This window comes from Phytoactinopolyspora mesophila, from assembly GCF_010122465.1.
Classification (GTDB): Bacteria; Actinomycetota; Actinomycetes; order Jiangellales; family Jiangellaceae; genus Phytoactinopolyspora; species Phytoactinopolyspora mesophila.
The window spans coordinates 489,100-515,618 of the sequence record NZ_WLZY01000004.1 but is presented as its reverse complement, the minus strand read 5'-3'; the positions used below and the strand labels follow the sequence as shown (position 1 = coordinate 515,618).

Genomic DNA, 26,519 nt, shown 5'->3' with positions numbered 1-26,519 from the left:
AACGATGCCCGACCGGCGCTTAGATCGTCGAGCCAGAAAACACCTCGTCGATCTGGTCAGCGAGGCGTTCGCATCGCTGCGACGGGTAGCCGAAGTAGTTAACGAATGACCGGAGCACGAGGTGATACAGCATCGCCGTCAGCAGCGCTGGCTGCTGCGCGTGATGTGGCTCAACCTCGATCTTGAGGGCCGCCGACTCCTCCGAGACTCGCCGCAGTTGCCGGAGTCGGAACAACGTCGGGTGCGCAGCGCTCGACAGGTATCCGTACAGGAGATGCGTGTGCTTCTTCTCCGCGACGAGACCACCGCGGTCAACGGCCGTGTCGAGGAAGAGCTTCACCATCGCCGTCGGGCCAGGCAGTTCTTCGCCGTCCAGCTGCCCCTTCTCAAGGGTCTGTGTCGTCGTCCCGTCGAACACCATTCGACACCGGCCGCGGGCCTCGAGGAGCCGGCGTGCGCCTTCGCGCGCGTCGTCGCGCCGAAGCCCGTCCAAGTCCTTGTCACGCCGGGCGCTGTCCACGTGGAGAAGGTAAGCACGTGCAAGACGCTGCCGGGCAGCCGTGTCAGCTGTCCCGAGGACCCAGACAGCGTGTCCGAGGGCCTCCAGCACCGCTCTAGCGAGAACGTCTGACGTTGCGTGCAGCGCCGGTGTTCGAGCTCAATCTTTGGTGCGGCACGTGCCCTGCCCTTTCAAGAGGTTGACGGAGCCTGAGATTGCTGATCTTGGACTTGCCAATCACCGCCAGCCCGAGCGCCCTCGGACCCCAATCTGGCCGAGACGACGACTGGGCGCTGCGCGCCGACCGCCGCCGAGTCGAACACGTCATCAGAACCTCACACCACCTCGCCGACCCGATGAGCCCGCTCGCGCCCAGCACTGGTCATCGGCCGGCACCCCTCCGTCCAGCTCCGAACTTGTGAACACCGCCCGCCATCAGCACCTCAAAGGGAGTTTCTCCATCTGCACAGGCCCGGACAGTCAAATATCCTCGGAGTCATGACAGTGACGCGCGAAGACCTGCACAACATGGTCGAACGCATCCGCCCGGAAGAACTCGACCGAGCGGCCGAAGTGCTGTCCACCATGACCGCGCCGAAACGGCAGCGTCGCCTCCCCAGGTCGTTGGGCATGGGACGCGGCGGCCGCGACGCCTCCTCCCGGGTCGAAGAGAGCCTCGCAGAGGGCTTCGGCGAATGATCCTGATCGATACGGGCACTTGGTGAAGATCACCGATATTGCCACGCTCGACCACCGGCACTTCACCATCGTCCGGCCGAAACACGTCAAGGCACTCACCCTGCAGCCGTGAACCTCAGCGCCCGGCCAGGACCCCGATCACCGCTCCGGTAACCGCTGCTCAGCCCTCGCCCTCAGACTTGGGCGGCTTGGTCTTGCCGGTACGGCCCTCGGCAATGTGCTGCACCCGGTTGCGATGCAGCCCGAGAGCGGCCGCAATCCGGCCGTAGGACCAGCCGGCCTCACGCAACTCCAGCACCGCCGCCTGCCGCAGCTCCCGCAGGTCCGCTGCCACATGCGGGAGGTCGTTGAGCAGCTTGCCGATCTCAACCGCGCGCTGCACCGGGTCACTGATCGCGTTGATTCGGCTACCGTACGGGTTATCCACCACCAGCCGAGCGTATCGGCGTTCCTCCACAACCTCGGGCGCGCACCATTCCAACTGTAGCCCCCGGCCGCTACAGTAGGTCGAAGGTCGACGTCTACCAATGAGGGGCATCGGATTTCGGTGGGGTGGTGTGGTCCTGTCGAAGCTTCGCAGGACGTTACGCAACGTCCTGCGAACGGTGCGCCATGACGCTCGACGTGCAGGACGCCACGCAACGTCCTGCAGATCTTCGGCAAACAGAACCCCAAAGACCACCACGACCCCGCTGAAATCCGATGACCCCGTAAAGTGGTCGCACAACGAGAAAGCGGCCGATCAGAAGCCTCTGACCAGCCGCTTTGCGAGTGTGGAGCTGAGGGGATTCGAACCCCTGACCTTCTCATTGCGAACGAGACGCGCTACCAACTGCGCCACAGCCCCTAGTGACAACCTGGTGCAGATTACCACCCGATCGCCGCTGATGCCGAATCGCGAGGACATCGCCGCGTCCTCCCGCACCTGCAAGGCAGGCGGCACGTCGTCGCGTCATTCGCCGACGGCGCGGCGGTTCTGCGAGTGGTCGTCGGCCTGCTCCTCCGCCTCGGCACGCGCCGCTTCCGTGCGCGACCTGTCAGAGCTCTCGGCCGCGGCAGGCGGCCGCGACGGGAGGTCGAACGAGCGGCTGGGCTCCAGGCGCCCGGAGGTCCAGGACCCAGGCACGCTGAGGTCGATCTTCCGGGCGACACGCGGCGCCTTCGCCTTGTTCATATACATCGGCAGTGGGACCTCGACCGGCTCCCACGTGTTCTCTCGGACCGGCTCCGATTCGGCCGGAACGTCTAGTACCGCGACTCGTTTGCCGTCGTCGGTGAGTGTAGGAGCGACCTCGGCTGGTTGCGCCGCGGCCGCAGCGGCTCGCTGTCGTATCTTGCGCCGCAACGCTGTGCGCCGTCGTTCCTGTTCCACGGTCGCACCACGAGCCAGCATCAGGAATCCGACCAGCCCGCTGCCTACGAGCGCCGGCCCCCACGCGGGAACCGGCCCGGCGAATGTCCCGGCGAGACTCACGACAGTGGCTGCCAGCAGGACCGCGAGCATTCGCCGACGGCGCTGTGCAGCTTGGACGAACGTCTCCTCCAGGCGGCGAAGCGCCATCTTGTACTCGGCCGACGGGTCCGGACGGGCGTGGGTGGCCGTACGGCCGTCACCTTCGGCACGGGCCGCCGAAGAACCATCGGGCACCTTCGAACTGCCTGCTTCGACGGCTTCCCGGGTACCGTCGCCTGCTGGTTCAGACGCGGGCGGCGCGAGTCCGCCGGGATCGGCTGAGATGATGACCCGGCTGTTGGCGCCTTCTGTCGCCGTACGGTGTGGCGCGTGGATCGGGCCGGACCGGCGGGCCAGCACACGAACCCCGCTCGCGGCGTCCGTCTCACGCGCACGCTCTACTTCTTCGTTGCGCCGAACCCATCGTGGCACGAGTACGGCCAACCAGGCGGCGACGATCGCCGCATAGATCAGGCCGCTGTACCCCATGGCATTAGACGGTACGGCGCGCAACGTCGCTGGCGGTGGACCTACTCCGGTGTGTCGTCGGGACGGGTGTGACTCCTGTGACCGAATAACGCCTACCGCCGGTTTGTGTAGCCGCGCTCATGTGGCTCTTTTCGACTCGTGCCAACGCCGCACCAGGCCGTCGGGAACTTCGTCGACAGTCATGGCGAACGAGCGGTGATCCCGCCAGGCGCCGTCTATATGCAGAAACCGCAGCCGCAATCCTTCTTCACGGAAGCCCAGCTTCTCCACGACCCGCAAGGAGGCCTGGTTCTCCGGTCGGATGTTCACCTCGAGCCGGTGCAGACCGACGGTGAAGAAGCAGTAGTCGGTGGCCAACGCTAGTGCAGTGGGCATGATCCCGCGACCGGCCAGTGCACCGTCGACCCAGTAACCGATGGTTGCCGACTGCGCCGACCCCCAAACGATGGTGGACACGTTCAACTGCCCGGCCAGCCGCCCGTCGTAGGTGATCGCCCACGACAGCGCCTCGTGAGCTCGAGCCTGTGCGCCATGCATACGCACCATCTGCCGGAAACTCATCGCAGACGTGGCCGAGGACGGCGGCGCAGTTGCTTCCCACCGGCGTAGCCACTCGGCGTTTCGCTGCCGAAGCTCGGTCCATGCCCGGCCGTCGCGGTAGCGCAGCGGACGTAGCGCCACCGGTGGGTCCGACAGCTCGACCGGCCATCTGATCCCGGGCCGGGGGGTCATGACGGCCTCCCGCACACAACATCGACGAGTGCCACGGGCGCCGTCACGGATCGCTCCTCCGGTGGTCACCGCCAGCAATCTGCTCCACGGCATGCGGCAGAACGGGCCCCAGGACGGCGAGCCCGTCCCGTACTCCGCCGGTGGATCCGGGCAGGTTCACGACGAGCGTGCGCCCGGCCCGGCCCGCAAGCCCGCGCGACAACGCCGCAGCGGGCACCCCGTGTGCGCCGCCGTAGGCGCGGATCGCCTCCGCGAGCCCGGGTACCTCGACATCGAGCACCCGGCGGGTCATCTCCGGAGTGTGGTCGTTGGGGTTCAGCCCGGTGCCGCCCGTTGTCACCACGACGTCGTACCCGGCGTCGACGCCTTCGCGCAACGCCGCCTCGACGGCTTCACCGTCCCGGACCACAGCCGGGCCGTCCACCTCCGCGCCGAGATCGCGTAGGCCGGCCACGAGGACAGGTCCACTGCGGTCTTCGTAGACACCGCTTGCCGCGCGCGTAGACACGGTCACCACCAGCGCTCTCACCGCCAGATCAGCCTCCGGTCCCGCTGGTTCACCGACGCCGCCAGGTGCCCGAGCGCCCACCGGTCTTCTCCTCCACGCGGATGTCGCTGATCACCGCGCCGCGATCGATCGCCTTGATCATATCGACCGTGGCCAGTGCCGCTGTGGCCACGGCGGTCAGGGCTTCCATCTCCACGCCTGTGCGATCGGCGGTGCGGACCGTGGCGGAGATCTCCACGGCGTCGTCGACGACGGTCAGTTCGACGTCCACGCCGTGAATGGCCAGCGGATGGCAGAGCGGAATCAGGTCCGGGGTGCGCTTGGCCCCCTGGATACCGGCGATCCGCGCCACGCTGAGTGCGTCGCCCTTGGGCACATCGCCGGAGCGCAGGGCAGCAACCGCCTCCGGCGAAATCAGCACCCGGCCGGAGGCTCGGGCCGTACGCACGGTGATGTCCTTGGCTGAGACGTCCACCATGCGCGCAGCGCCGTCGTCGTCGATGTGAGTGAGCCGATCCGCCACCGGATCAGTCCTTCCTGTGCTCGAGCCGGACGACGTCGACGACTTGCCCGGCAGCCACCTCGGTGAGGTGTTCGGGAACGACGACGAGCGAGTTCGCGTATGCCAGGTCACCGAGCCGGTGTGATTCCTGCCGGCCCAACGGCGTCACCAGATACGAGCCGTCCGATGCCGGCTGCAGCCTGGCCCTCGCGAACTGGCGTCGCCCTTCCGGCGAGCGCATGGTTTCCTGCAAGACGGCTTTGACGCTCTGCCGGTGCAGCCGAGTGGCGCCGAACATCTTGCGAATCGCCGGCCGCACGAAGACTTCGAACGAAACGAACGCACTGACCGGGTTACCGGGCAGGGTGAAGATGGGCGTCGATTCCTCGCCGACCGTGCCGAACCCTTGCGGCTTGCCCGGCTGCATCGCCACCTGCTCGAACGTCACCGTGCCCAGCTGTGACAGGACCTCTTTGACGACGTCGTAGGCCCCGGCGCTGACGCCTCCAGTGGTGATCACCATGTCCGCACGGACAAGCTGGTCCTCGATCAGCCCCAGCAATCGGTCTGGATCGTCCCCGATAGGCGATATGCGGTAGGCGATGGCACCGGCCTCGCGCGCCGCCGCGGTAAGGGTGAACGAGTTCGAGTCGGTGATTTGTCCCATGGCCAGCGGCTGGCCCGGTTCGACGAGCTCGCTGCCGGTGGAGATCACCACGATCCGGGGTTTCGGGCGGACGACGACGCGGTCGCGCCCCACGGCTGCCAGCAAACCCACCTGCGCGGCGCCGAGGTACGTGCCGGCTCCCAGGACGACATCGCCCTTGGCGACGTCCTCCCCGGCGCGGCGCACATGAGCGCCGAGCTTGGCCGGTGCCTTGATCCGAACCCGGGCGGTGCCGCCGTCGGTGTGCTCCACCGGAACGATCGAATCGGCTCGGGCAGGTATGGGCGCACCTGTCATGATCCGTGCGCTCAGACCGGGACGGATGGCGCTGACCTGGGTCTCCCCGGCGGCGATGTCCGCGACCACGGGCAGCTCGACCGGCTCGTCCTCGGACGCGTCGGCGACGTCGTCGGCGCACACGGCGTAACCGTCCATCGCCGAGTTGTCGAACTGCGGCAGCGGCCACGACGCCACGACGTCTTCGGTCAGCACACACCCGTGGGCGTCGAGCAGATGCACGTCGAGCGCCGGGAGCGGCCGGATCGTCTCGAGAATGTCCGAGAGATGATCAGCGACTCGTTTCACCTGGCGACCTCGGTAATGTGGGTGATCGGACGGAACCCGGCGCTGCGCCTACGCGCAGCACGCGGCCCGTATCGGCAAACATAGCCCGTCATTGGCCGGCCTCGGGCGGCAGGGCCGCGACGAAGTCGCGCAGCCATGCCCGGAAGTCCGGGCCGAGGTCGCTGCGCTCGACGGCCAGCTGAACCGTGGTACGGAGGTAGTCCTGGCGGTCGCCGGTGTCGTATCGGCGGCCGCGGAAGATCACCGCCCGCACGCCGCCGCCTTCCTCAGGGGGCATGCCGGCGAGAGTCTTGAGTGCGTCGGTGAGCTGGATCTCGTCCCCGCGGCCCGGCGGCGTGTTCCGGAGGACGTCAAAGGCGGCTGGATGCAGGACGTAGCGGCCGATGATGGCGAGATTGCTGGGAGCGTCCGCTGGGTCGGGCTTCTCCACCAGGTCGGTGACTGTCACGACGTCGTCCTCACTGGCGGATTCCACCGCAGCACACCCGTAAAGGTTCACCTGGCTGGGATCGACCTCGATCAGGGCCACCACGCTGCCACCGTAGCGCTGCTGCACCTCGAGCATCTGCGACAGCAGCTCATCCCGCGTGTCGATCAGATCGTCGCCCAGCATGACGGCGAACGGCTCGTCGCCCACGTGCAGCGCTCCGCACAGGACCGCGTGCCCAAGCCCTCGCGGGTCACCCTGCCGGACGTAGTGAATGTCTCCGAGGATCTGAGACTTGCGCACCCGTTCGAGGCGCTGGTGGTCGCCCTTCTGCTCCAGTGCGGCCTCGAGCTCCCAGGCTCGGTCGAAATGGTTCTCCAGCGACTGTTTGTTGCGACCGGTGACGAACAGGATGTCTTCCAGGCCGGCGGCGACAGCCTCCTCGACGACGTACTGGATGGCTGGCTTGTCAACAACCGGCAGCATCTCTTTGGGTGTCGCCTTGGTGGCGGGCAGGAATCTTGTTCCTAGCCCAGCGACGGTGATGACGACTTTGCGAACGGGTTTCACGGCGTCGTTGTTCATGGCGGCACTCATGCCAACAGCCTACTAAGCAGCCGGCACGACGCCGATCTGTCGACGCGAGAGCACCGTGCTCGGCTGGTGTGGCCGACCTTCAGTACGGTGGCCATGTGCCGACGTCGATACGCGAAGCGAAACGAGCCCTGCGTGAGCGCCTGATGGCCAACCGTTCCGGCCTGGACGCCCGTGCGCTCGCGGTCGGTGCCCGGGCGCTGCGGGACGTAGTACTTGACCTGCCGGACGTGGCCTCCGCGCAGCGGATCGCCGCTTATGTATCGGTCGGCGACGAACCCGGCACCGGCCCATTGATCGAGGACCTGTCCGAGCAGGGCAAGGAGATCATCTTGCCGATACTGTGCCCCGACTTCGACCTCGACTGGGGGACGTACCGCGGTCCGGCGTCGCTGGCGTCCGCGCCCCGCGGCTTGCTCGAACCGACCGGTGTACCAGCCGGCGTGGATGCCATCACGGAGGTCGACGTCGTGCTCCTGCCCGGCCTCGCGGTCGATCGGCACGGCACCCGCCTCGGCAAGGGCGCAGGCTGTTACGACCGCGTGCTCGCCAGGCTGGCGGGACAGGTCCCCACCTACGTGCTGCTCCATGACGGAGAGGTCCTCGACATTCCCATCCCGCGGGAGCCGCACGACGTGCCCGTCGAGAACGCGGTGACACCCTCCGGCGCCCACCACCTCCACCCAGCTAAATGATCATGTTTGGTGGGTTTCCTCGTGCCTTGCCATGCCTGCAGGCCTCTTGACGCAAGGGGAAACCCACCAAACATGATCATTTAGCTGAGCGTGGGTAGGGTCAGCCGACTGTGACGGGGTCGCGCGGAATGAGCGTGAACGTGCTCTGCTCGGCCTGACGTACGCGCTCCTCACTCCACCGCATCGGCAACATCCCTCCGGTTCTCCAGAGCTCGGTCTGGTCACCGTAGTGCTGGTGGTAGGGATGCCCGCTGACACCCGTCAGGTCGATCCACCGCGATCCGTCGAGATCACCCAGGTCGACCACCATCCGCATCGATGGCACCCAGGTCACCTCGTAGCCCTCCGGCGCCGACCACGCGTTCGCCTGGACGGTGGCCGAGCCGCCGCCGACCGCCACCGGCCCCATGTTGAACAACCGTTCCACGATGCCAATGCCCGACGTCCCAAACGTCGGCTCGATCAGGGTCAACGTATGCGAACGCCCCCATTCCCACCCTTCGGGGTCTTTGCCCTGCGTCTGTGTGAGTTCGTCACGAGCTGCCTCAGCAGCCCGCATCAGGATGTCGTCCCTGGTCTCGACCCGGGCGGTCTCCACGTCGTTCCAGTACGGATCACCCGGCTCTTCGAGCAGATCACGCATCACCTCGAACCATCGGCCACCTCCACTTGGCCATTGGTCCTCCGGGAGTTCGTCATGAAACGTCAACTCCAGGACATGGCGCCACACGGCGTTGAAATACGCAGCGGCACCAGAATCGGGCTCCTGAAGGAAATCCCAGGTCCGCAGCATTCGCAGGCCGTCGCCGTAGTATCCGGCGGGGGTATCGAGCTCCATCAGATACGGCATCAGTATCTCGGCTGCCGCGCTGTGGGTGTCCATTTGGATCTCGACCATGGCATCGACATCCAGCACGGAGCCACCCGCCGTGTACTCCTCGAGCAGCTCATGGATCCGGCCGGCACGGTGACCGTAATCGAAGTCCGCCGTGAGCAGGAAGGGGTACGCCGCGCCGGTCACTGGCTGATTGGCGGTGACGATCATGCCGTCGTCGGGGTTGTAGACGCTGGGCAGGTCGTCAAACGGTATGTAGCCCTCCCACTGATGCTCCCCCGTCCATCCAGGCACGGGGTAGCGGCCGGCGCCTCCGGAACGCACCGGGATCTTGCCTGGCGCCTGGTAACCGATGTTGCCGCGGACATCCGCGTAGACAAGATTCTGCGCGGGCACCTCGAACCGCGCTGCCGCCTCCCGGAATGTCTCCCAGTCGGTCGCCTTGTTGAGCGCGAAGACGGCGTCGGCGGTCTGACCAGGGTCTAGCGCTGTCCAGCGCAATGCCACGCCGTATCCGTCGCCTCGTGGGGGCGCGTCGTCACCGGCGGGCGCCTCGAAGCCGACCCGGCGCATTTGGTCTGAATGGTCGGAGAGCAGCGGGCCGTTCCTGGTGGAACGCACGGTGATGGTGACGTCGGCGGCCCCGGCTACCTGAATGGTCTCTTCGCGGGTGTCCATCGGCTCCCAGTTCTCACCGACGCGGTACAGATCTCCCTGGATTTCTTCGAGGTACAGATCGGTGACGTCCGCGCCCAGGTTCGTGAAACCCCAGGCGATCTCCGCGTTGTGGCCGATCACGACGCCTGGCATGCCGGAGAAGGAGAAGCCGGAGACTTCGAACGGGCACTCCGGCCCGACTGTGCGGCAGTGCAGGCCCACCTGGTACCAGATCGACGGCAACGCGGGGCCGAGGTGTGGATCATTGGCGAGCAGCGGCGCACCGGATTCGGTCAGCGAGCCGTCCACGACCCATGAGTTCGACCCGAGCCCTGGCCCGTCACCCAGCAGCGCGGGCGCCGAGCGCAACGCGGCCTGGGTGTCGCGCAAAGCGCTCTCGACATCGAAGTCGACGGGTTCACCCTCGTCGTCGACGATGCTGAGTGGTTCGTCGACCGTGACGAATTCGTCGTCGACGATCGGCGGGCCGACCTCCGCGTCATATTCGGGGTACAACTGCTCAACTCGCTCCGGCGGGAGTTCGGCGGCCAGCAGCGCCCGGTCGATCTCGTCAGTGACGTTGCTACGCAGGTCCCACGCCATCGCCTTGAGCCAGCTCAGCGAATCGATCGGGGACCAGCGGGCGGGTCTGGAATCCCCGCCGGTCAGCCCGAGGAGTGTGTACGCGAAACCGAGATCGCCGCCGGAGTTCTCGTTGAGCCACGCGTTGACGCCGTCGGCGTAGGCCTGCAGGTACCTCCGGGTCTCCGGCGCGAGCAGCGGGAACTCCTGCCGTGCCACCTGCCGCCAGCCCAAGGTCCGGATGAACGCGTCCGTCTCCACCTGGTCGGACCCGAAAAGCTCAGCCAATCGCCCAGACGTGGTGTGCCGCCGGACGTCCATCTCCCAGAACCGGTCCTGTGCGTGAACGTAGCCCTGGCCGCGGAAAAGGTCCTCGGCGGTATCGGCGTAGACATGGGCGATGCCGTAATCGTCCCGCACAATCTCGACGTCGGCGCTCAGCCGCGGCACCTCGGCCGTGCCCTCGTAGTCCGGGTGCGGACGGCGCACCGACCACACCGTGAGCACGGTGACGGCCACGAGCGCGAGGACAAGAACCCCGGCCGTAACCGACAGGATGATGGTGATCCGGCGACGAGTCACGTGCCAAAGGGTAGGGGACGTACCGATGTGTGATCGACGCCCCGGGGGTGCTTTACCCCATCTCATCAGTGATCGTTGGCGGATTTCCGCCGCCGAACCATGACCAAGAAGCGCCAACGATCACCCCCCAACAAGGACCGTGAACCGACAACGATCACCAATCTGAGTCGAAAGGTAAGAGCCTTTATGTTAGGCACGAAAGCTTTTACCCTTGCCGCTTCAGATGATGATGCTCTAGGCTTGCGCGAGTGGTGTACGTCCTCACGGCGGACCAGCGGCACAGCCGCCGCGGCCGCGACCTGGTCGAGGATGCCCTGAGCATGCTGAAAGACCTGGTGGACGAACCAATGCTCGGCTTCGAGCGTACGGCGGGAGACGAATTCCAGGGCGTCTTGCGCGATGCCGTCCAGGCTGTCGAGGTCGCCCTCACGCTCGTTCGCCAGGGATCATGGAGCGTCGGAATCGGCTTGGGGCCAGCCGACGAACCGCTCCCCGAGAGCACCCGCGCTGCTCGCGGCCCGGCCTTCGTGCATGCGCGGCGCGCCCTCGACATCTCCAAACGGCGCCCCCAGCGCATCGCGGTCGCCGGCCCCGACGACGCGACCGCGCGCGATGCCGACGTGCTTCTCACCCTCCTGGCCGCACTCATCTCTCGGCGCACGCCTGCAGGCTGGGAAGCCATCGACCTGATGGAGTCCGGTCATTCACTCGCGGACGCAGCCGAGCGCCTACACATCACCCGGCAAGCAGTAGGACAACGGCTCGCGGTCGCACTGTGGCAACAGGAGAAGGACGTCCGCCCATTGGCCGCACGTCTGCTGGAGGAGTCCGACTGGATGCCCGGCACCCGATCCGATACCGGCGCCGGCAGCCAGCGCGGCCGAACAACGCAAAAACCGTCGCCCGGGGCCGGTGAGGCGCGTTGACCACCGTCGTCCTCGTTCTGCTTTCCGCTGCCGCCGTTGTCGGTGCCGCACTCTGGCTCGTCGTCGACCGGCATCGAGACGAGATCTCCACCGCCGGGACGGTCATCGCCGCGGCTGTTCCGGTGCTCTTACTCGCCGGCGCCGGACTATTCGCACTCGATGACACCGCCGCCACCGGCAACGAACTCCACATCGCCACCGTCGCTGCGGTGGTGGCGGCAGTCCCCGGGGGAGGACTCCTGGTCACCGCCACCTTGCGGATGGCCGATCGTCGAGTACGGCCGATCAGCGCGCACGCCGCCCGGCTTCCGCCGTCCGACCGTGGCGCCGGAATCGGGCCGCCCCCGCCGCCGCCCTCGGCGACGACACCAGGTGGCCCGCCACCTCCGCCACGCATGGACACCGTCTCCGACCCGGAAACCCTGCGCGGCGGCGCCACGATCGGAGCTTTAGAGCGCATCGCCATCGTGGTCACACTCCTGGCGGGCTGGCCGGAAGGGCTCGCCATCATCCTCGCCGTCAAGGGATTCGGCCGATACTCCGAAATGCGCCGGCCGTCGGCCCCCGAACGATTCATCATCGGTACCTTCACGAGCATCCTGTGGGCAGTCGCCGTCACCGGCGTCGTCGTCGCTCTCCGGGCATGATCGTTTCGAGGTCACGTGGACAAAACGGCCCCCGAAGGCGCATTATTAGCAGTCGGGGTCCAAGAGTGCTAGAGGCCCGCCGTTGACTCGGCGACGCCAGACGGACCACCTGACATGACGGCCGGGAGGACCACGAGTGCCCACGTACCAGTACACCTGCACAGACTGCGGCGAGCCGCTGGAGGTCGTGCAGAGTTTCACCGACGATGCCTTGACCGAATGCCCAGCCTGCCAGGGGCGGCTGCGCAAGGTGTTCTCCGCGGTCGGGGTCGTGTTCAAAGGTTCCGGTTTCTACCGGACCGACAGCCGCTCCAATGGCTCGAAGAGCGAGTCACCAAAGAGCACCAAGACCGCCGAGACGTCCGGTTCGTCGGACAGCTCCAGCGGCTCGGACAGCTCCAGCGGCTCGGACAGCTCCAGCGCCACCTCGAGCAACACCAACGGCAGCGCTTCCAGCAACGGCTCCTCGACCAACGGCTCCAGCTCTTCGTCGAGCAAGACACCGGCTCCGTCCACCGCCTGAGAACCCGCGAAGTTTCCGGAGATCGCCCTGTGGATAACGTCCATGGGGCGCCTCCGTGCGCCTACTGTCGCCTGACATGGAGAACAGGCACATAAATCTGGCTCGGTGGCTGCGCACGTTCGGCTGGCACCGCCGGTTGCTCGCCGCGGGGCTGGCCGCGGCGGCGGTAGCCTTGTCCATCCACGCCGCCTCGCCGGCGCCGCCAGACGGCGTGGATGTAGTCGTGGCCGCGGAAGATATCGCCGGCGGCACCACACTCGCCGCCGAGCATCTCACGATCACGTCATATCCATCGGACGCGCTCCCAGAAGGCCGGCTCGAAACCGGTGACGTCCTGGGCGGTGTCCTCGCCGGCCCAGCCCGCGCCGGTGAACCCATCACGGACCGACGGCTGATCGGGCCGTCTCTCCTCGAAGGGTGGGGTGAGGACCTCGTCGCTGCCCCAGTTCGGGTCGCCGACTCCGGTGCTGCCGCACTGATCAGGTCCGGTGACCGCATCGACTTGCTGGCCGCCGCCATGGATGGGATGGGGTCCGCTCAGGTCGTCGCCGCCGACGTCCCCGTCCTCACCGTCGCCACGCACGACGGCGCTCCGCTGGCTGAAGGCACGCTGCTCGTTGTCGGGGCCACTCCGGACCAGGCCGCCGAACTCGCACATGCCGGTGTCAGCGCCCGGATCTCCTTCACGATCGGTGGACCGTGAAATAGCTACGGCGAAGCACCCCCGCAGCCCCGCTTCCGCGCGTATTTCACCGATCACGGCTAATCTGTCGCCGACGGTAAGCCTCGCGACACAGTTGCGGCTCGTCACGTTCGCTGTCCGGACCTCGATCACAGACATCACACAGGAGTACAACCATGCTCAAGGGCTTCCGCGAATTCATCAGTCGCGGCAACGTCGTCGACCTCGCCGTCGCGGTGGTCATCGGCGCTGCCTTCACACTGGTGATCAATTCGGTCGTCGACGGGTTGATCAACCCGCTGGTGGCCGCCGTGTTCGGCGAGCCCGACCTCACCCAGGTGGGAACCTTCGAGATCAACAGCGCGGTCTTCTCGATCGGTCTGATCCTGGATGCTCTGTTCAACTTCTTGATCGTGGCGGCAGCCATCTACTTCGTGATCGTCATCCCCATCAACAAGATCCGGGCGATCAGGGCGCGGGAAGAAGCAGCAGCGGCCGACGAGGTGGTTGCCGAGGAGATCGCGCTCCTGCGCGAGATCCGCGACGAGCTCCGCGCCCGGCGGTAGCGGATAGCGGTTCAGCCCGCCGTGCGACTCAGCTCCAATGCGGCGGGCGTTCGTCGAGCAGCCGCTGGTCGTTGGAGGCGTCGTCATCGCCCCATGCGCGGTTGGACTCGTCGGCGGTGACATCGGGAAGAACGACGAAGTCTTCTTCCCACCCGGTCGGTGTGCTCACGAGACAAGCCTAACGGCAGCGGTCAGGCCTTGGTGAATTCCACCTCGTGAGCGTCGGCGTCGGCTTCGGCAAAGCTGAGCAACCGATGCGCTTCAGCCTCAACTGAGGTGAGATCATCGGTGGCCAGCGGCCGGAACAGCTCGACGTGCAGGGCAGCGGATCCGTTGGTGCGCGCCACCCGCCATTTCCCTGAGACCACGCCGTCCACCAGGAGGGCATGCGGCGTGACCCCGTTCCTCGTGGTCATCCGCTTCCGGGCGTCGTCGTCGATCACTCGCGACCGATCCGCATGCGAGCGGATCACGTTGTCGAAGTCCGGAAGAAAGCGGGGCGGTGCTGGGGTCTCAGGGTCAGGATGCGGCGCGTCCGGCAGGTCGAACAGTTCCTTGCCATTCTCGGCCCGGAAGGTCCGCAGCCGGGGACGCAGGCGTTCCACCACCTCGCGAAGTCTCGTCAGGCCACACCACGTCTGCACGTCCGCGACGCTGGCCGGTCCGAACGCGGCCAGATAGCGCAACACCATGGCATCGATCGACGGCTCCGGATCCAATTCGCCTCCGAGCCAGGATTGCGCCGTCGTCAGCCTGGGCTGACCGCTCATCCCCCATACCGCGCGCGGCGGAATCTGGACCAAGGCGAGCAGTCCGCGCGCGGCGTGGGCCAGCGCCCCCGGTTCATGGTGGGGATACCGCTCAGCCAGCACCGTGCCGAGCTCAGAGACGGTGCGCGGCGTCTCTTCGAGCACGGCGCGCGCCACCTGGACGAATTCGGCCAGGTCGAGGCCCCGGATGCCGGCGGCATGCTGGGTGTTGGTGCGTAGATCGCTGGTCATCAGCGGCTGTGTCAACGGCCGGAAGGTCAGGCAGTCCGCCGCGGACATCAGATGGATGGTTCCACGCATCACGACGATCCGGGCGACCTCACGGTTGACCAGGAGCCTGGCCAGCTCATCCGGATCGAATCGGTCGAGCCGGGACCACAGCTGGTAGTACGGCGAGAACGGCGCTTGTGCCTGCAATCCGACCAGGTGTTCCACCGCGGTGGCAGCCGTCATGGAAGATCGTCGGAGCAGAAGCTGACGGGCCAGCGTCGCCCGGTTGAGCGCGCGACGAGACAAGACCTGATCCGACATCGATACCCTCTCTGATTCGAAAGCCCGACGGTCATCCGACGAGCTCGTTGCTCCCCGATTGGCCGGGCGCCGCCGGTGGCGCCCGGCCAATCGATTGAACCGCGGATCGTGCTGCCGATCAGCGGAGGCGCTGAAAGAATGCCTGGATGTCGCTGACCAGCACGTCGGGAACCTGGTGCGCGGAGTAGTGGCCGCCGGTGTCGTAGGTGTTCCACTGCACGATGTTCTTGTGATCGCGTTCGGCAAAACGGCGAATGGACTTGAAGTCGCTGGCGAAGCCGGCCAGACCGAGCGGGACCGTGGTCGGTTCCGTCGGGTGCTCGCCATGCTGGCCTTCGTAGTAGAACCTGGCTGACGAAGCCGCCGTATTGGTGAGCCAGTAGATCATCACGTTGGTCAGAATGAAGTCGTCGCTGACCGCTCCCTCGCCGAAGAGCTGCGCGTTCCAGGCGAGCTGACCGACGGGAGAGTCAGCGAGAGCATGCGCCAGCGTCTGCGGCTGGGTCGATTGCAGCTGGTTGAAGGCGCCCATCTTCTCCCAGAACCACTTGAGGTGCTCCATGGCTGCCATCTCGTCCTCGGTCATTCCCTCGAACTCACTGGGATCCCCGGTGGGGAACGAGAAGATCTGGGTGATGTGCACGCCGGCGACATGGTCGCCGTCGAGCCTTCCCACTTCCGGCGAGATCATCGAACCGGCATCGTTACCGTGCAACCCGTAACGCTCGTAGCCGAGCCGGCTCATCAACGTGGCCCACGCCTTGGCCATCCGCGTGGTGTTCCAGCCCTTGTCGGTGGTGTGTCCGGAGAAGGCAAACCCTGGCAGGGAGGGAATGACCAGGTGGAACGCGTTGGCCGGGTCACCGCCGTGGGCACGCGGGTTGGTCAGCGGCTCGATCACGTCAAGGAATTCGACGACGGAACCGGGCCAGCCATGAGTCAGCACCAGGGGAAACGCGTCCGGCTCCGGCGAGCGGACGTGCAGGAAGTGCACATTCTGACCGTCGATCTCGGTCGTGAACTGCGGGTACGAATTCAGCTTGGCTTCCCAGGCGCGCCAGTCGTAGCCGTTCTTCCAGTACTGGACCAGCTTGGTGACGTAATCGAGGGGAACGCCATAGTCCCAGCCTGCCTCCGGCAGCTCCTGGGTGAATCGAGTCCGTTCCAGGCGACGCTGGAGGTCATCGAGTTCAGCCTGCGGAATGTCGATGGTGAAGGGACGGATGTCGGTCGAAGACTGCTGGGCGGTGTTCGTGGTGTTCGTCATGTGAAGAACGATAGAAACTATTGCGGAAGACTACGTTCCGCAATAACTGGCATTCTTGAAGAATGTTGGAAACGTCGGCCCGCCTGCTCAGATTGCTCTCCCTCCTCCAGACTCGCCGCGAGTGGCGCGGACCGGACCTTGCCGCCCGCCTTGACGTCAGCACCCGGACCGTCCGCAACGACATCGAAAAGCTGCGGACGCTCGGCTATCCCGTCGAATCCACGCCGGGCGCCGCGGGTGGCTACCAGTTGGGCGCCGGCGCCGAGATGCCGCCGCTGCTGCTCGACGACGACGAAGCCGTTGCCGTAGCCGTCGGCTTGCGCACCGCCGCCGCGGGCGCCGTCGAAGGTATCGAAGAGACGTCGATCCGAGCCCTTGCCAAGCTCGAACAAGTCTTGCCGAGCCGGCTACGGCGGAGAGTGAACGCGCTGCAGACCTTCACTGTGTCCGTTCCGTACGACAGCCCCGCACCCACGGTGCACTCCGAGACCCTGACCGTACTGGCCGCCGCCAGCCGGGACCACGAGCGCGTGCGCTTCGGCTATCGCAGCCACAACGGGGAGGAAACCCGTCGCTCCGTCGAGCCTTACCGGCTGGTGCGCTGGGGACGGCGCTGGTACCTCGTGGCCTGGGATCTCGACCGAAGCGACTGGCGGACATTCCGCATCGACCGGGTGGCGACCTGCACACCCGTAGGTGCGCGTTTCGCCCCGCGCCCACTGCCCGATGACGACATCGCCGCCTATGTAGCCAGGCAGGTCTCGGTCGCACCACGCCGATACCACGCGAAGGTGCGGCTGCACGCTCCACTTGAGGCGATGCGACAACGGCTGAACCCGGCCGTGGGCACCTTGGAGGAGATCGACTCCAACACGTGCGTTCTCAGCACGAGCAACGACTCGCTCGGCGACCTGGCGGTCTACATCGGGCTGGTGGGCGTGGACTTCGAGGTGATCGAGCCCGTGGAGCTGATCGAGCATTTCCGCACCCTGTCCGCTCGCTACGGCCGGGCCAGTTCGGCGGGCGGGAGATGACTCCCCCGGCGAGCCACAGCCGTCCGCGCAACGATCGGCGTTACCAGGACATCTCGTGCGTCACGATGCCTACAGGCCTGTTGAGGCACGAGGAAACCCGCCAAACATGATCATTTGGGACGCTTCTGTCGTGTCCGTGGGTGGAAGCGCCTTGGCGGGTGGTGTGTCCGTGGGCGGTTGGGTGTTGTGGCGCATGCCCGGGCCCTTTGGGGCTAGGTGGCGTGCCTGCTCGAACCGCCCGCCCCCACTGGACCGCCGGCGTGGTTCACACAACGATCTTCACGACGGGTGTGTGCCCAGTCGTGTGAATCCCCACGGCGCACAGCGGCATTGGCCGGCACGACGATCTCCACGACCCCGAATACCGCCCCTGCCGCCGGTCGCGGTTCACACCACACAACGATCTTCACGACGGGTGTGTGCCCAGTCGTGTGAATCCCCACGGCGCACAGCGGCATTGGCCGGCACGACGATCTCCACGACCCCGAATACCGCCCCTGCCGCCGGTCGCGGTTCACACAACGATCTCCACGACCCCGAAGACCGCCCCGCCGGCCCGTCGTGGTTCACACAACGATCTTCACGACGGGTGTGTGCCCAGTCGTGTGAATCCCCACGGCGCACAGCGGCATTGGCCGGCACGACGATCTCCACGACCCCGAATACCGCCCCTGCCGCCGGTCGCGGTTCACACGACGATCTTCACAACCAGCGGCAACCACCCGACGAACGCGACACACCACAACTGGACCCCGCCGAAAGCCCCCGGGCAACACGAGCCGCCAGCAGCGGCCCCCCATGAACTCACCCACGGAAAGGTCACAAGAGCCTCATTTGGGTGGGTAGCCGGCGCGGGCGACCCGAACGGCGTGGCGCAGCACGTCCCTGGTGCGAGCGTCGTCCATCGACAGGTCGAGTTCGACGGTCATCAGATCGACGACGTAATCCTCTTGGCGGCTCATGCCGTCGGATTCGATCCAGCGGGCCAGCGCGGCGAGCTCGCGGCAGGTGTAATCAGGCACGAGCATTCCCGCGGTGATCTCGGGCCGCACGCCGACCCGCCGCGCCGCACGTGGTCCGGGTCCGTCCGCCGGCTCAGCTTCGTCGGCCTCTTCCAAGGAAGCGGCGTCCGACGGCTCGTCGCCCCCCGGCTCAGCGCCACTGGCCGAGTCCGCCTCGATTTCGCTCGACGCCGTGTCCGAACCCGTAGGGGTGGATTGGCTCGCCGGCTGTGGATCGAGGATCTCTTCGGGCATTCCGGCGACGACGTCCGCCTCAGCGGCCGCCACCGCCCAGTCGTAGGCGTCCGCGGCCGCGACCGCGTCCTCGTAGGCCTTGACCAAACGCTTGCCCGCGTCGTCTGGGTCGTCGGCCCACTCCTCCACCCAGACCCGGTGCACACTCCAGCCAAGCCGTTCCAGCATCATCGGCCGGATCCGTTCGCGCACGGTGGCCGAGCGCATGGCCGGTCCTTTGTCCGCATCGGTTTCGACGGCTAGGACGAACCGGTCACGACGCGTCGGATGCCGCACCGCCACCGCCACGCCACCTGGACCGCCGTAGCCGACCTCCACGGCCGCACCTGCCTGACGCAGCCGGTGCGCTACCGCCTCGGCGAGCGCATCGGCACCGGGCGTCGGCTCATCTCCCAGCGCGCGCGCTCCGCTCTCCACGTACGACAGGAAATCACCCAATGCCTGCGCGCCGGGGGTGGTCAGGCGACGCGGGCTCAAGTCTTCGGCACCGAACGTGGACACTACGGTCAACCGTTCTCGGGCCCTGGTGGTAGCCGACATGAGGCGACGGTCGCCGCCAGGACGGCCCAACGCGCCGAAGCGGTACAGGATCCGTCCGTCCACCGAACGGCCGTATCCGAGACTCAGTACGATCGCGTCCCGGACATCACCCGCGGCCCGTTCCACGTCTTTGACGAAGAACGGATCCGCGCGTTCGTCGTTCAGCAGCGGGGCGACATCGGGCGCTCGGACCAGCGCTCGGCGCAGGGCGGCATCCAACCGTTCGGCGTGCCGGGGGCCGAGGGTGACGATCCCCAGGCTTTCGTGCGGCCGGGCCCGGAGATGCTCGAGGACAAGCTCGACCACCCGGTTGACCTCGGCCGAAGAGCTGTCGACCGGGTCATCACCGCCGGACGGGGCGTCCACCCGGTCGAGCACCAGACGCTCCTGGCCGCTCGCCGCGGGCACAGTGCTGATCCGCCCGGCATACCCCGTACGAGCGGCGAAGCCCACCAAGCGGTCATCCCGGAAACGGTGCTGCCCGCGCAAGCCGCGCTCCGGCAGGATCCCGCGCAGTGTCTCGGCCACGGACGCAGGTGGATCCCCGGCCCATGGGCCTTCTTGCTCGTCGGGGTCGGGTGCCGGCTCGAAAGCCGTCGTGAAATCCGTGACGGCGACTTCTTCGTCGGACATCAAGATGACGCGTTCACCGCGGGCAAGCGCCGGAACAGCCTGTGCGACGGCGAGCCGGGCGGCATCCTCGACGATCACGACGTCGAACAGCCTGCGCGGTGGCAACGTACTGGCCACGGCCAGCGGTGACATGACCCAGCACGGCACCGCCGCCAGCGCGATGTCCGGAGCGGTCTCGAGCAGGGTTCGTGGCGTCCGCATGGCTTCGGACGTGGGATCGTGGGCGGAGCCCGCCAGGACTTCCGCCTGACCCTCGAACTCTTCACTCATCTGCGCGAAGTGGCCGGCACGGGCCTGACGGACCCGGTTCGCGCCGTTGCGCACGTCCGCCTGGTCCGCGCGGCAGAACTCCTCGATCTTGCGCCGGTGTGCCTCGGTGTCGAATTGCCGCAACGCCGCGTCCTGCGTCCGCCAATGCTCGAGAAGTGAGGCGAGGCGGGCGAACTCCAGGACATCCTCGACGGCATCCGGCTGGATCTTCCGGCGTCGCAGGTCGTCGATGAGCTCGTCCAGGCCCGCAGCACTGAGCTCGGCCTTGAGTTTGATCAGCCGAGGCATTGCCCGGAGATGTTGCTCGTCCGTGGCGAGATCGTTCAGTCGCCGTGCCATCTCCGCGAACGAGACGTCCGGGAAGTCCTTGGTTCGCGGGTTGGCTTGAACGAGTACTGCCAGGCGTCGCTGAATCGCGGTCACCGCGTCCGCCGCTCTGGCCAGGTACTCACCCGTGCGGGGCAGTTTGCCGTCGCGCGACCACCGCTTCCAACTGGCCAGCTGGTCACGCGCGGCGACGAGACCGGCGTGGAGGACCTCGCGCTGGTGCCGGCCGGAACGCCCGCCCAGATCGAAAGCTCTACGCCGCAGTTGTCGCCGGGCGAAGAAGCCTGGCCGGCTCGGGCTCTCGGCTCGCTCGGCCCTGGTGCCCGTGGCCGCGACGAGGTCGTCGATCGGCTCGGTCCAGATTCCGGGCCCGAAGTCTTTGACGGTGCGCTCAACGTCAGTCAGTAGTTGAACGACCTCGACACATTCGGTGACCGTGGCCGGCCCGCTGAGGCCGACCTCCACCGCCGCTCGGGTGGCGAAATCACGCAGCTGCGGAAGGTAAACATCACGCAGTCCGACGACGGTGGTGAGCAGGGAGTCAGCGGCATCACGGCTCGGTATCTCCGAGCCGAACCACGGCGAGTCTTCGTGCGTGAGGGTGAGACCTTCGAGTTCGGCGTACTCACGTAGCGCGGCTCCCAGCGTCGACGCGGCGGTCATCCGTTCGAGCGAACTCATCGGCAGCCGCACCGACGTACGCGCGCGCTGAGGCGATGTGGATGTGACCAGCATGGCATCGTAAGCACTGATCTGCCACGGATCACGGACTCGATGGACAGCTTCGCGGTACGCGTCGAGCTCGGTCCGCAGCCGGCTGGCGGCGAGCTCATCGACGGACTCGACCTGCTCCTCGACGGCCGTCTCTCGCAGCGACTGCGCCTGGTCGGTGACACGTTCGACAGCCTCCGCCGGTGACATACTGCCAAGGTCGACGACGAGGTCGTCGAGCCCCGCGGCTTCGAGCCGGGCCATCAGGTCATCGATGGTGGCCCGTTTCTGCCCGACGACGAGCACCTGCTGGCCACGGCCGGCCAACTCGGCCACTATCCCGGCCACCGTCTGGGTACGACCACTGCCGGGCGGGGCGTCGACCAGCAGGTTGCCGCCGCCCGCCGCAGCGGCGATGACATCATGCTGGTCGGCGTCGGTATCAAGTGCCAGGTATCTCGGCACGGACGGCGCCACGGCGGTGCTGACCGCGGCGCGCGCGGTGTCGTCACCGGCCAGCGCGGCTATCACCGGATGCTGCTCGATCTCGCCACCGAGGTCTTCGACATCCCGGCTCAGCAGCAACGGAGCGGTGGCGAACGTCGCGAGTACCGCGCGATGGGCGATGGAGAATCCGTCGACCACATGGGCGGGCGCGAACTCGCGCAGCCGCTCGACGACCGTGGGGTATTTGAGCTGCCCGGAGTGATCACGGAGATCATCCGCATGGAACCGGAGCCCTAGCTGGGTGTCCAATGCGTGGAGCAAGACCGGATTGACGATGGGGTCGTCGGCCACGGTGATCGAGAAATCGGTCTCGGCAGGATCACGCGCCGTCACCGTCGCCGTTCGCAACAGCACGGGAGCGGTGGGCCGGTGCGCCACGAAGGGGTTGGACCAGGTGGCGATGCCGATGGCCATCAGGGAGACGTGCAGGCCGCGTTCGTCGAAGAGTTCACGCGCTTTGTCCCGGATGGCACGGGTGGAACGCAATGCGGAACTGCGTAACGGCTCATGTGGAAAGAGCTTTGAGAGCAGCGTCTCCTCACCCTCGAGCAGCAACCGGCGCGCCTCGGGCTCGGCAGCGGCCAAGTCAAGCGTGCCAACCTTCAGGTCCCGGAAGGACAGAAGGGGATCGCGTCCACCAAGCCCGGCGAGCTCATCTCTCCACCGTTCCACCACTTGGCTCACGCTTTCACTCTCCCTCACTCCGCCGAGAGTAGTTCAGAGACTCGCCCAGAGCGACGCAGACAAGCCGTACGAATGGGTAAAGCCGGTGATCATCGGCGGTGAGGTGGCGTCGGAGTCCTCGATGTTGCATGTATCACGGCACACGTGGCGCCGTCATTCCGAAAGGCGCGGCGGCACGCAGCGCCAACCGGTCGAGGTAGTCCCCCCGCGCGGTCACCACGTTCTTGTAGTGACCGAACAACTCGAAACTCACCGCGCCGAACAACATGGTCCAGGCATCGATGACGTGCAGGACGGCGGACGCGTCGGCATGCGTGAAGGTCTCATCCGCGCCAGTCACAACCTGCGGTATGTATTCCTTCACGACCTCCATGTCATGACCCAACGCGTCGCTGACACCTTCGGCCGGTTCGGCCAGGGACGTGGGCATCGCGGGGTCGGCCACGACGTCCGCGACGATCCTGGCCAGCACCAGGGCTACGGTGCTGGCCGGCGCGGCGGTGTCCGCGGGCGCGGCGTAGCCGGGTACCGGCGATCCGTAGATCAAGGCGTACTCGTGCGGGTGGTCCAGCGCCCAGGCACGAACGGCCCGGAATACCGCCAGCCACCGGCCCAGGTAGTCGGCCCGCGGCACCTCGGCGTCGGCCGTTTGCGCGGCCTGGCCGATTCCCTCGTACGCGTCGACGATCAGCGCGGTGAGCAGAGCGTCCCGGCTAGGGAAGTAACGATAGACCGCCGACGACGCCATACCCATCTCCCGCGTGACGGCACGTACCGAGAGTCCGTCCGGGCCATGTTCGGCCAACTGGCGGCGGGCCGCGTCCTTGATCTCCCGGATCAGCTCCGCGCGGACCCGTTCTCGGATTCCCCGTATCGGCATGCCGGACATTCTGCCATCTCAAGAGCAGGCAACACAATTGTGAGCACTGCTCTTGACTAAAGCAGCGCTTAGGTGGACACTGGTCCTATTCGAGAGCAGTGCTCACATTCTGAAAGAGGAGCCATGTCGTTTCATGTGATCGTCGGCGCCGGCGCGGTGGGCAGCACGCTCGCCACTGAACTGGCCGATTCCGGGCACGAGGTCCGCCTCGTCACCCGCTCTGGAAGCGGACCTGCCCATCCGCACATCCGGCTGATCCGAGCCGACGCGGCTGACCGCTCAGCGCTCCTGCCACACGTGACGGGCGCCGCCGCGCTCTATAACTGCGCCAATCCGCCCACATACGCGCTGTGGGAAAGGTCGTGGCCCCCGTTGGCCGCGTCCATGCTCAGCGTTGCTGAATCAACCGGAGCCGTACTGGTCACCATGAGCAACCTCTACGGCTACGGTCCGGTGGAAGGACCGATCAGCCGTGACCATCCGCTCACCCCGAGCGATCACAAGGGGATGCTGCGGGCCCGCATGTGGCAGGACGCGCTCGCGGCCCACGAGGCCGGGCGTGTTCGGGTCACCGAAGCGCGGGCATCGGACTTCATCGGACCAGGCGTCGGGCCCAACGGCGGCCTGATAACCCGGTACGGACTGGCCGCCGTGGCCGGGAAGCCGGTCTACATGTTCGGCGACCCTGACGCGCCGCACAGCTGGACATACATGCCCGACGTCGCCCGCACGCTGGCCGTACTGGGCACTGACGAGCGTGCGTGGGGACGGCCTTGGCATGTCCCTACGGCACCGCCGGTCTCAGCGCGAGCGGTGGTGGAACAGGCCGTTCAGCTCGCCGGAGCCCGGGCACCACGAGTCCGCCGGGTGCGCCGGGGCATGCTGCGGCCGTTCTACCCGTTCTCCGCGCTGCTGCGGGAACTGGATGGGGTGCTGTACCAATTCAAGCAACCGTGGGAGATCGACTCCACTGCGACGAGCGACGATCTCGGCCTGTATCCCACGCCGTGGGACATAACCCTGGAGAGTACAGTCGATCACTGGCGGCACGCCCACTACCAGCAAGGCTCTGGACAAAAGAGCAAAACGAGCTAGAGTTGCGCGCCGTGACGGGGTAAATCGCTCCGGCGTCCCTCCGGGCGGCGGATCTTCGCTTCTTGTGAGGAGTCATTGGTGAGGTTACTCGAGGAAATCAGCGCAGCGCCGGCTCCACGGCCCTCGAGTAAAAGGGTCGTGGCGACCCTGCTGACAACGCTGCTGATCGTCGTCGCCGCCACCTATGTCGGCTACACCATGCTGGTTGGAGAAGGCACCGAACGCGACGACAACGCACCGGTTTCGATGACTACCTGGGTCGACGAGGCCGGCGACGTGTGCTTCGCGGTAGCCGAGGAATACCCGCTCCTCACCCAGGGCAGCGAGAGCCGGCTGGACAGTGACAACCTCGAGACCGTGTCAGCCGGCGTACAAACCCTGAACACGCGCATTCAGGACCTCCCGCCGCTCACCGAAGACATGGCTCAGGACGAAGTGGACGCCATCGTCGCCCTCGGACCGCCAGCACGGGATGCATGGCTGAGCCTGGAGGACGACGACGATGTGTCCGAAGACGACCTTTCCGACGCGTCAACCCTCACCAGCGCATATGTCGGAGGACTGGTGGAACTGGGTGCCGACTGCGGCGTCCTGGACTAAGAACTAAGGTCACCGGCACCAAGGCTGGGCCTACGCGATCGAGGCCTGCCACTGCTGTGCGAACTCGGTGAATGTGGTGGGGTTCCGGCCCAGCACGCTGGGCACGTCCTGCGAGATGTGCGCGGCGTGGCCGGCTGCGATCGTCGCGAACAACTGGCACATCGTGTCGACGTAGCTGGGTTCCCATCCCAGATCGAGCACGGCGTGACGGAACTGCGCAACGGGCACATGCTCGTACGCCGTGACGGGGAGACCTTCTGCCGAGGCCAGAGATGCCACGTCGGCGAAGGTCAGGCTCTCCGATCCGGTCAGCGTGTATTCGTGCCCGTGGTGGTCGGCGACGAGGGCAGCCACGGCCACGGCCGCGATGTCCCGGGCGTCAATGAAGCTCACTGCGGCATCACCGGTCGGCAACAACAACCGCCCGGCATACGCCTCGGCAAGGTCGCGCAGCGGCCCTTCGGTCACGTTCTGGTAGAACCAGTTGGGACGGAGGATGGTCCAGCGCATCGAACTGCTCTGAACGCGTAACTCCACTGCCCGCTGATCGACTTCGCTGGGCACGTACTGCATCCCCATCGCCGTCATCAGCACGACTCGGCCGACACCCGACTGTTCTGCCAGGTCCAGAAAGCGGATCACCCGACGACCCAGCCCGGTGACCGAGCGGTGCCCGTCGTCGCCTCCCGGCATCACGAGAAAGACCCGGTCGACGCCCGCGAGCGCCGCGTTCCACCCGGCCGGGTCGGTCCAGTCCAGCGGGATACTGCTGCGCCGAGTAGCCGGTCGAGCGGGCACCCCACGGCTATCGAGCGCCTGGACGACGTGGCGGCCGACCTTGCCGCTGGCGCCGGTGACGAGCACCGTCATGATCGGACCCCCAGCGTGCTGGCGAGCTGGTCCAAGAGCACGTGCCGGAAACCGTCGCTGTCCGGCCGCGGCTGCTCGAGTACCCGCGGATAGAGCAGCCCGTCCAGCGCGGCCACCACGACGTCGACCACCGCCGCCGGCTCGTGTCTCAGCGTGAAGTCTCCCTTGTCACGGCCGTGCTCGATCGCAGCCGTCAACGGCTGCCGATAGCGAGCCTGCAAGTCCAGACTGTTCCGCCGCAGCTCCGCGTCGTGTGCCGCAGCGGTCCAGAACTCCATCAACATCCGCCAGACCGGGACGGGTGTGGAGATCCCACGATCGATCAGCCACACCAACCGCTGCCATGGGTCATCGATGTCGCGACTCTCCCGTTCCATCGTGGCGACCTCACGTTCGGTCGCTCGATGTAGGGCTTCGATCAGCATGTCTTCGCGGGAGCCGAAATAGCCCTGCAGTGTGCTCACCGCGACGCTACTGGCCTCGGACACGTCCTTGAAACGTGTCTGCTGGTACCCGCGCCTCGCGAGCACCTCGACCACGATATCCAGGACTTCTTCTCTTCGCTCGCCGCCGGCTCGGCGTCGGCGCCCCTCGTTCGTCATGGCTGTACCGTATCACGGTACGGTACAGCCATACGTCACGCCATACCCTCCAACAAGGCGTGTACCGACGGGCGACGATCCAGCGGCTAGTA

26 protein-coding genes, 1 tRNA gene and 1 pseudogene are annotated in these 26,519 nt (G+C 66.7%); 10 read left to right on the top strand and 18 right to left on the bottom strand.

Annotation, left to right across the window (positions count from 1 at the left end):
- Positions 1–19: 19 nt before the first annotated feature.
- Complete coding sequence (locus F7O44_RS14755) at positions 20–520, bottom strand: hypothetical protein (RefSeq protein WP_162450984.1); 501 nt, start codon at positions 518–520, stop codon at positions 20–22.
- Positions 521–997: 477 nt separating this feature from the next.
- On the opposite strand from F7O44_RS14755, the gene F7O44_RS14750 reads away from it, so the two are divergent.
- On the top strand, positions 998–1,198 hold the full coding sequence (locus F7O44_RS14750; protein ID WP_162450983.1) for a hypothetical protein: 201 nt from the start codon (positions 998–1,000) through the stop codon (positions 1,196–1,198).
- Between the two features lie 160 nt (positions 1,199–1,358).
- Here the strand turns inward: F7O44_RS14750 and F7O44_RS14745 are convergent, their stop codons facing one another.
- From F7O44_RS14745 to galU, 8 genes are all read right to left on the bottom strand, one after another.
- Positions 1,359–1,628, bottom strand: coding sequence for a helix-turn-helix domain-containing protein (locus tag F7O44_RS14745; RefSeq protein ID WP_162450982.1), 270 nt, complete (start codon positions 1,626–1,628; stop codon positions 1,359–1,361).
- 344 nt (positions 1,629–1,972) lie between these two features.
- A tRNA-Ala gene (locus tag F7O44_RS14740) sits at positions 1,973–2,045 on the bottom strand.
- 105 nt (positions 2,046–2,150) lie between these two features.
- Positions 2,151–3,140, bottom strand: a complete 990-nt coding sequence (gene sepX / locus F7O44_RS14735; protein ID WP_162450981.1) for a divisome protein SepX/GlpR — start codon at positions 3,138–3,140, stop codon at positions 2,151–2,153.
- Positions 3,141–3,257: 117 nt separating this feature from the next.
- Positions 3,258–3,872 carry a GNAT family N-acetyltransferase gene (locus F7O44_RS14730; protein ID WP_162450980.1) on the bottom strand — a complete coding sequence of 205 codons (615 nt, stop codon included), beginning with the start codon at positions 3,870–3,872 and terminating at the stop codon, positions 3,258–3,260.
- Positions 3,873–3,915: 43 nt separating this feature from the next.
- A complete protein-coding gene (locus F7O44_RS14725; RefSeq protein WP_162451061.1) occupies positions 3,916–4,407 on the bottom strand; it encodes a molybdenum cofactor synthesis domain-containing protein in 492 nt (163 codons plus the stop codon).
- Positions 4,408–4,429: 22 nt separating this feature from the next.
- Positions 4,430–4,858 carry a cyclic pyranopterin monophosphate synthase MoaC gene (gene moaC / locus F7O44_RS14720; protein WP_162451060.1) on the bottom strand — a complete coding sequence of 143 codons (429 nt, stop codon included), beginning with the start codon at positions 4,856–4,858 and terminating at the stop codon, positions 4,430–4,432.
- A gap of 49 nt (positions 4,859–4,907) precedes the next feature.
- Entirely contained in the window at positions 4,908–6,134 is a 1,227-nt protein-coding gene (gene glp / locus F7O44_RS14715; protein ID WP_162450979.1) for a molybdotransferase-like divisome protein Glp, read from the bottom strand.
- A gap of 88 nt (positions 6,135–6,222) precedes the next feature.
- Positions 6,223–7,158, bottom strand: a complete 936-nt coding sequence (gene galU / locus F7O44_RS14710; protein WP_246221039.1) for a UTP--glucose-1-phosphate uridylyltransferase GalU — start codon at positions 7,156–7,158, stop codon at positions 6,223–6,225.
- A gap of 95 nt (positions 7,159–7,253) precedes the next feature.
- On the opposite strand from galU, the gene F7O44_RS14705 reads away from it, so the two are divergent.
- Entirely contained in the window at positions 7,254–7,850 is a 597-nt protein-coding gene (locus F7O44_RS14705) for a 5-formyltetrahydrofolate cyclo-ligase (RefSeq protein WP_222851374.1), read from the top strand.
- A 100-nt stretch (positions 7,851–7,950) separates the two neighbouring features.
- Here F7O44_RS14705 and F7O44_RS14700 read toward each other — a convergent pair whose 3' ends face one another.
- Positions 7,951–10,572 (bottom strand): penicillin acylase family protein, encoded by a 2,622-nt coding sequence (locus F7O44_RS14700; protein ID WP_162450978.1) that lies wholly within the window; start codon positions 10,570–10,572, stop codon positions 7,951–7,953.
- A 185-nt stretch (positions 10,573–10,757) separates the two neighbouring features.
- Here F7O44_RS14700 and F7O44_RS14695 point away from each other — a divergent pair, with 185 nt between their 5' ends.
- From F7O44_RS14695 to F7O44_RS31895, 3 genes and pseudogenes are all read left to right on the top strand, one after another.
- The gene (locus tag F7O44_RS14695) at positions 10,758–11,432 is read left to right on the top strand and encodes a hypothetical protein (RefSeq protein ID WP_343073885.1); all 675 of its coding nucleotides are present in this window, start codon (positions 10,758–10,760) and stop codon (positions 11,430–11,432) included.
- On the top strand, positions 11,429–12,079 hold the full coding sequence (locus tag F7O44_RS14690) for a hypothetical protein (RefSeq protein ID WP_162450977.1): 651 nt from the start codon (positions 11,429–11,431) through the stop codon (positions 12,077–12,079). The genes F7O44_RS14695 and F7O44_RS14690 overlap by 4 nt, the downstream gene beginning before the upstream one ends.
- 136 nt (positions 12,080–12,215) lie before the next feature.
- Positions 12,216–12,356 (top strand): annotated as a pseudogene (locus F7O44_RS31895) (FmdB family zinc ribbon protein); the annotation flags it as partial.
- A 14-nt stretch (positions 12,357–12,370) separates the two neighbouring features.
- Here the strand turns inward: F7O44_RS31895 and F7O44_RS30350 are convergent.
- Positions 12,371–12,646, bottom strand: coding sequence for a hypothetical protein (locus F7O44_RS30350; RefSeq protein ID WP_246221038.1), 276 nt, complete (start codon positions 12,644–12,646; stop codon positions 12,371–12,373).
- A gap of 32 nt (positions 12,647–12,678) precedes the next feature.
- Between F7O44_RS30350 and cpaB the strand changes: the two genes are divergently transcribed.
- Positions 12,679–13,305 (top strand): Flp pilus assembly protein CpaB, encoded by a 627-nt coding sequence (cpaB, locus tag F7O44_RS14680; protein ID WP_162450975.1) that lies wholly within the window; start codon positions 12,679–12,681, stop codon positions 13,303–13,305.
- 155 nt (positions 13,306–13,460) lie between these two features.
- Entirely contained in the window at positions 13,461–13,850 is a 390-nt protein-coding gene (gene mscL / locus F7O44_RS14675) for a large conductance mechanosensitive channel protein MscL (RefSeq protein ID WP_162450974.1), read from the top strand.
- A 28-nt stretch (positions 13,851–13,878) separates the two neighbouring features.
- On the opposite strand, the gene F7O44_RS29340 is transcribed toward mscL, so the two are convergent.
- The 3 genes from F7O44_RS29340 to F7O44_RS14665 form a co-directional block, all read right to left on the bottom strand.
- Positions 13,879–14,019: a hypothetical protein gene (locus F7O44_RS29340; protein WP_174255929.1), complete on the bottom strand. Its 141-nt coding sequence runs from the start codon at positions 14,017–14,019 to the stop codon at positions 13,879–13,881.
- Positions 14,020–14,041: 22 nt separating this feature from the next.
- Positions 14,042–15,151 carry a winged helix DNA-binding domain-containing protein gene (locus F7O44_RS14670; RefSeq protein WP_162450973.1) on the bottom strand — a complete coding sequence of 370 codons (1,110 nt, stop codon included), beginning with the start codon at positions 15,149–15,151 and terminating at the stop codon, positions 14,042–14,044.
- Positions 15,152–15,269: 118 nt separating this feature from the next.
- Positions 15,270–16,418: an epoxide hydrolase family protein gene (locus F7O44_RS14665; protein WP_162450972.1), complete on the bottom strand. Its 1,149-nt coding sequence runs from the start codon at positions 16,416–16,418 to the stop codon at positions 15,270–15,272.
- A 62-nt stretch (positions 16,419–16,480) separates the two neighbouring features.
- Here F7O44_RS14665 and F7O44_RS14660 point away from each other — a divergent pair, with 62 nt between their 5' ends.
- Positions 16,481–17,452: a helix-turn-helix transcriptional regulator gene (locus F7O44_RS14660; RefSeq protein WP_162450971.1), complete on the top strand. Its 972-nt coding sequence runs from the start codon at positions 16,481–16,483 to the stop codon at positions 17,450–17,452.
- 830 nt (positions 17,453–18,282) lie between these two features.
- Here the strand turns inward: F7O44_RS14660 and F7O44_RS14655 are convergent.
- Both F7O44_RS14655 and F7O44_RS14650 read right to left on the bottom strand, forming a co-directional pair.
- A complete protein-coding gene (locus F7O44_RS14655) occupies positions 18,283–22,380 on the bottom strand; it encodes an AAA domain-containing protein (protein ID WP_162450970.1) in 4,098 nt (1,365 codons plus the stop codon).
- A gap of 133 nt (positions 22,381–22,513) precedes the next feature.
- The gene (locus F7O44_RS14650; RefSeq protein WP_162450969.1) at positions 22,514–23,260 is read right to left on the bottom strand and encodes a TetR/AcrR family transcriptional regulator; all 747 of its coding nucleotides are present in this window, start codon (positions 23,258–23,260) and stop codon (positions 22,514–22,516) included.
- 123 nt (positions 23,261–23,383) lie between these two features.
- On the opposite strand from F7O44_RS14650, the gene F7O44_RS14645 reads away from it, so the two are divergent.
- Positions 23,384–24,355 carry an NAD-dependent epimerase/dehydratase family protein gene (locus F7O44_RS14645; RefSeq protein WP_162450968.1) on the top strand — a complete coding sequence of 324 codons (972 nt, stop codon included), beginning with the start codon at positions 23,384–23,386 and terminating at the stop codon, positions 24,353–24,355.
- A 138-nt stretch (positions 24,356–24,493) separates the two neighbouring features.
- Complete coding sequence (locus F7O44_RS14640; protein WP_162450967.1) at positions 24,494–24,955, top strand: hypothetical protein; 462 nt, start codon at positions 24,494–24,496, stop codon at positions 24,953–24,955.
- A 30-nt stretch (positions 24,956–24,985) separates the two neighbouring features.
- On the opposite strand, the gene F7O44_RS14635 is transcribed toward F7O44_RS14640, so the two are convergent.
- Both F7O44_RS14635 and F7O44_RS14630 read right to left on the bottom strand, forming a co-directional pair.
- Positions 24,986–25,825: an NAD(P)H-binding protein gene (locus tag F7O44_RS14635; protein ID WP_162450966.1), complete on the bottom strand. Its 840-nt coding sequence runs from the start codon at positions 25,823–25,825 to the stop codon at positions 24,986–24,988.
- The gene (locus F7O44_RS14630; protein ID WP_162450965.1) at positions 25,822–26,427 is read right to left on the bottom strand and encodes a TetR/AcrR family transcriptional regulator; all 606 of its coding nucleotides are present in this window, start codon (positions 26,425–26,427) and stop codon (positions 25,822–25,824) included. Before F7O44_RS14630 ends, F7O44_RS14635 begins: the two co-directional genes overlap by 4 nt.
- Positions 26,428–26,519 lie beyond the last annotated feature (92 nt).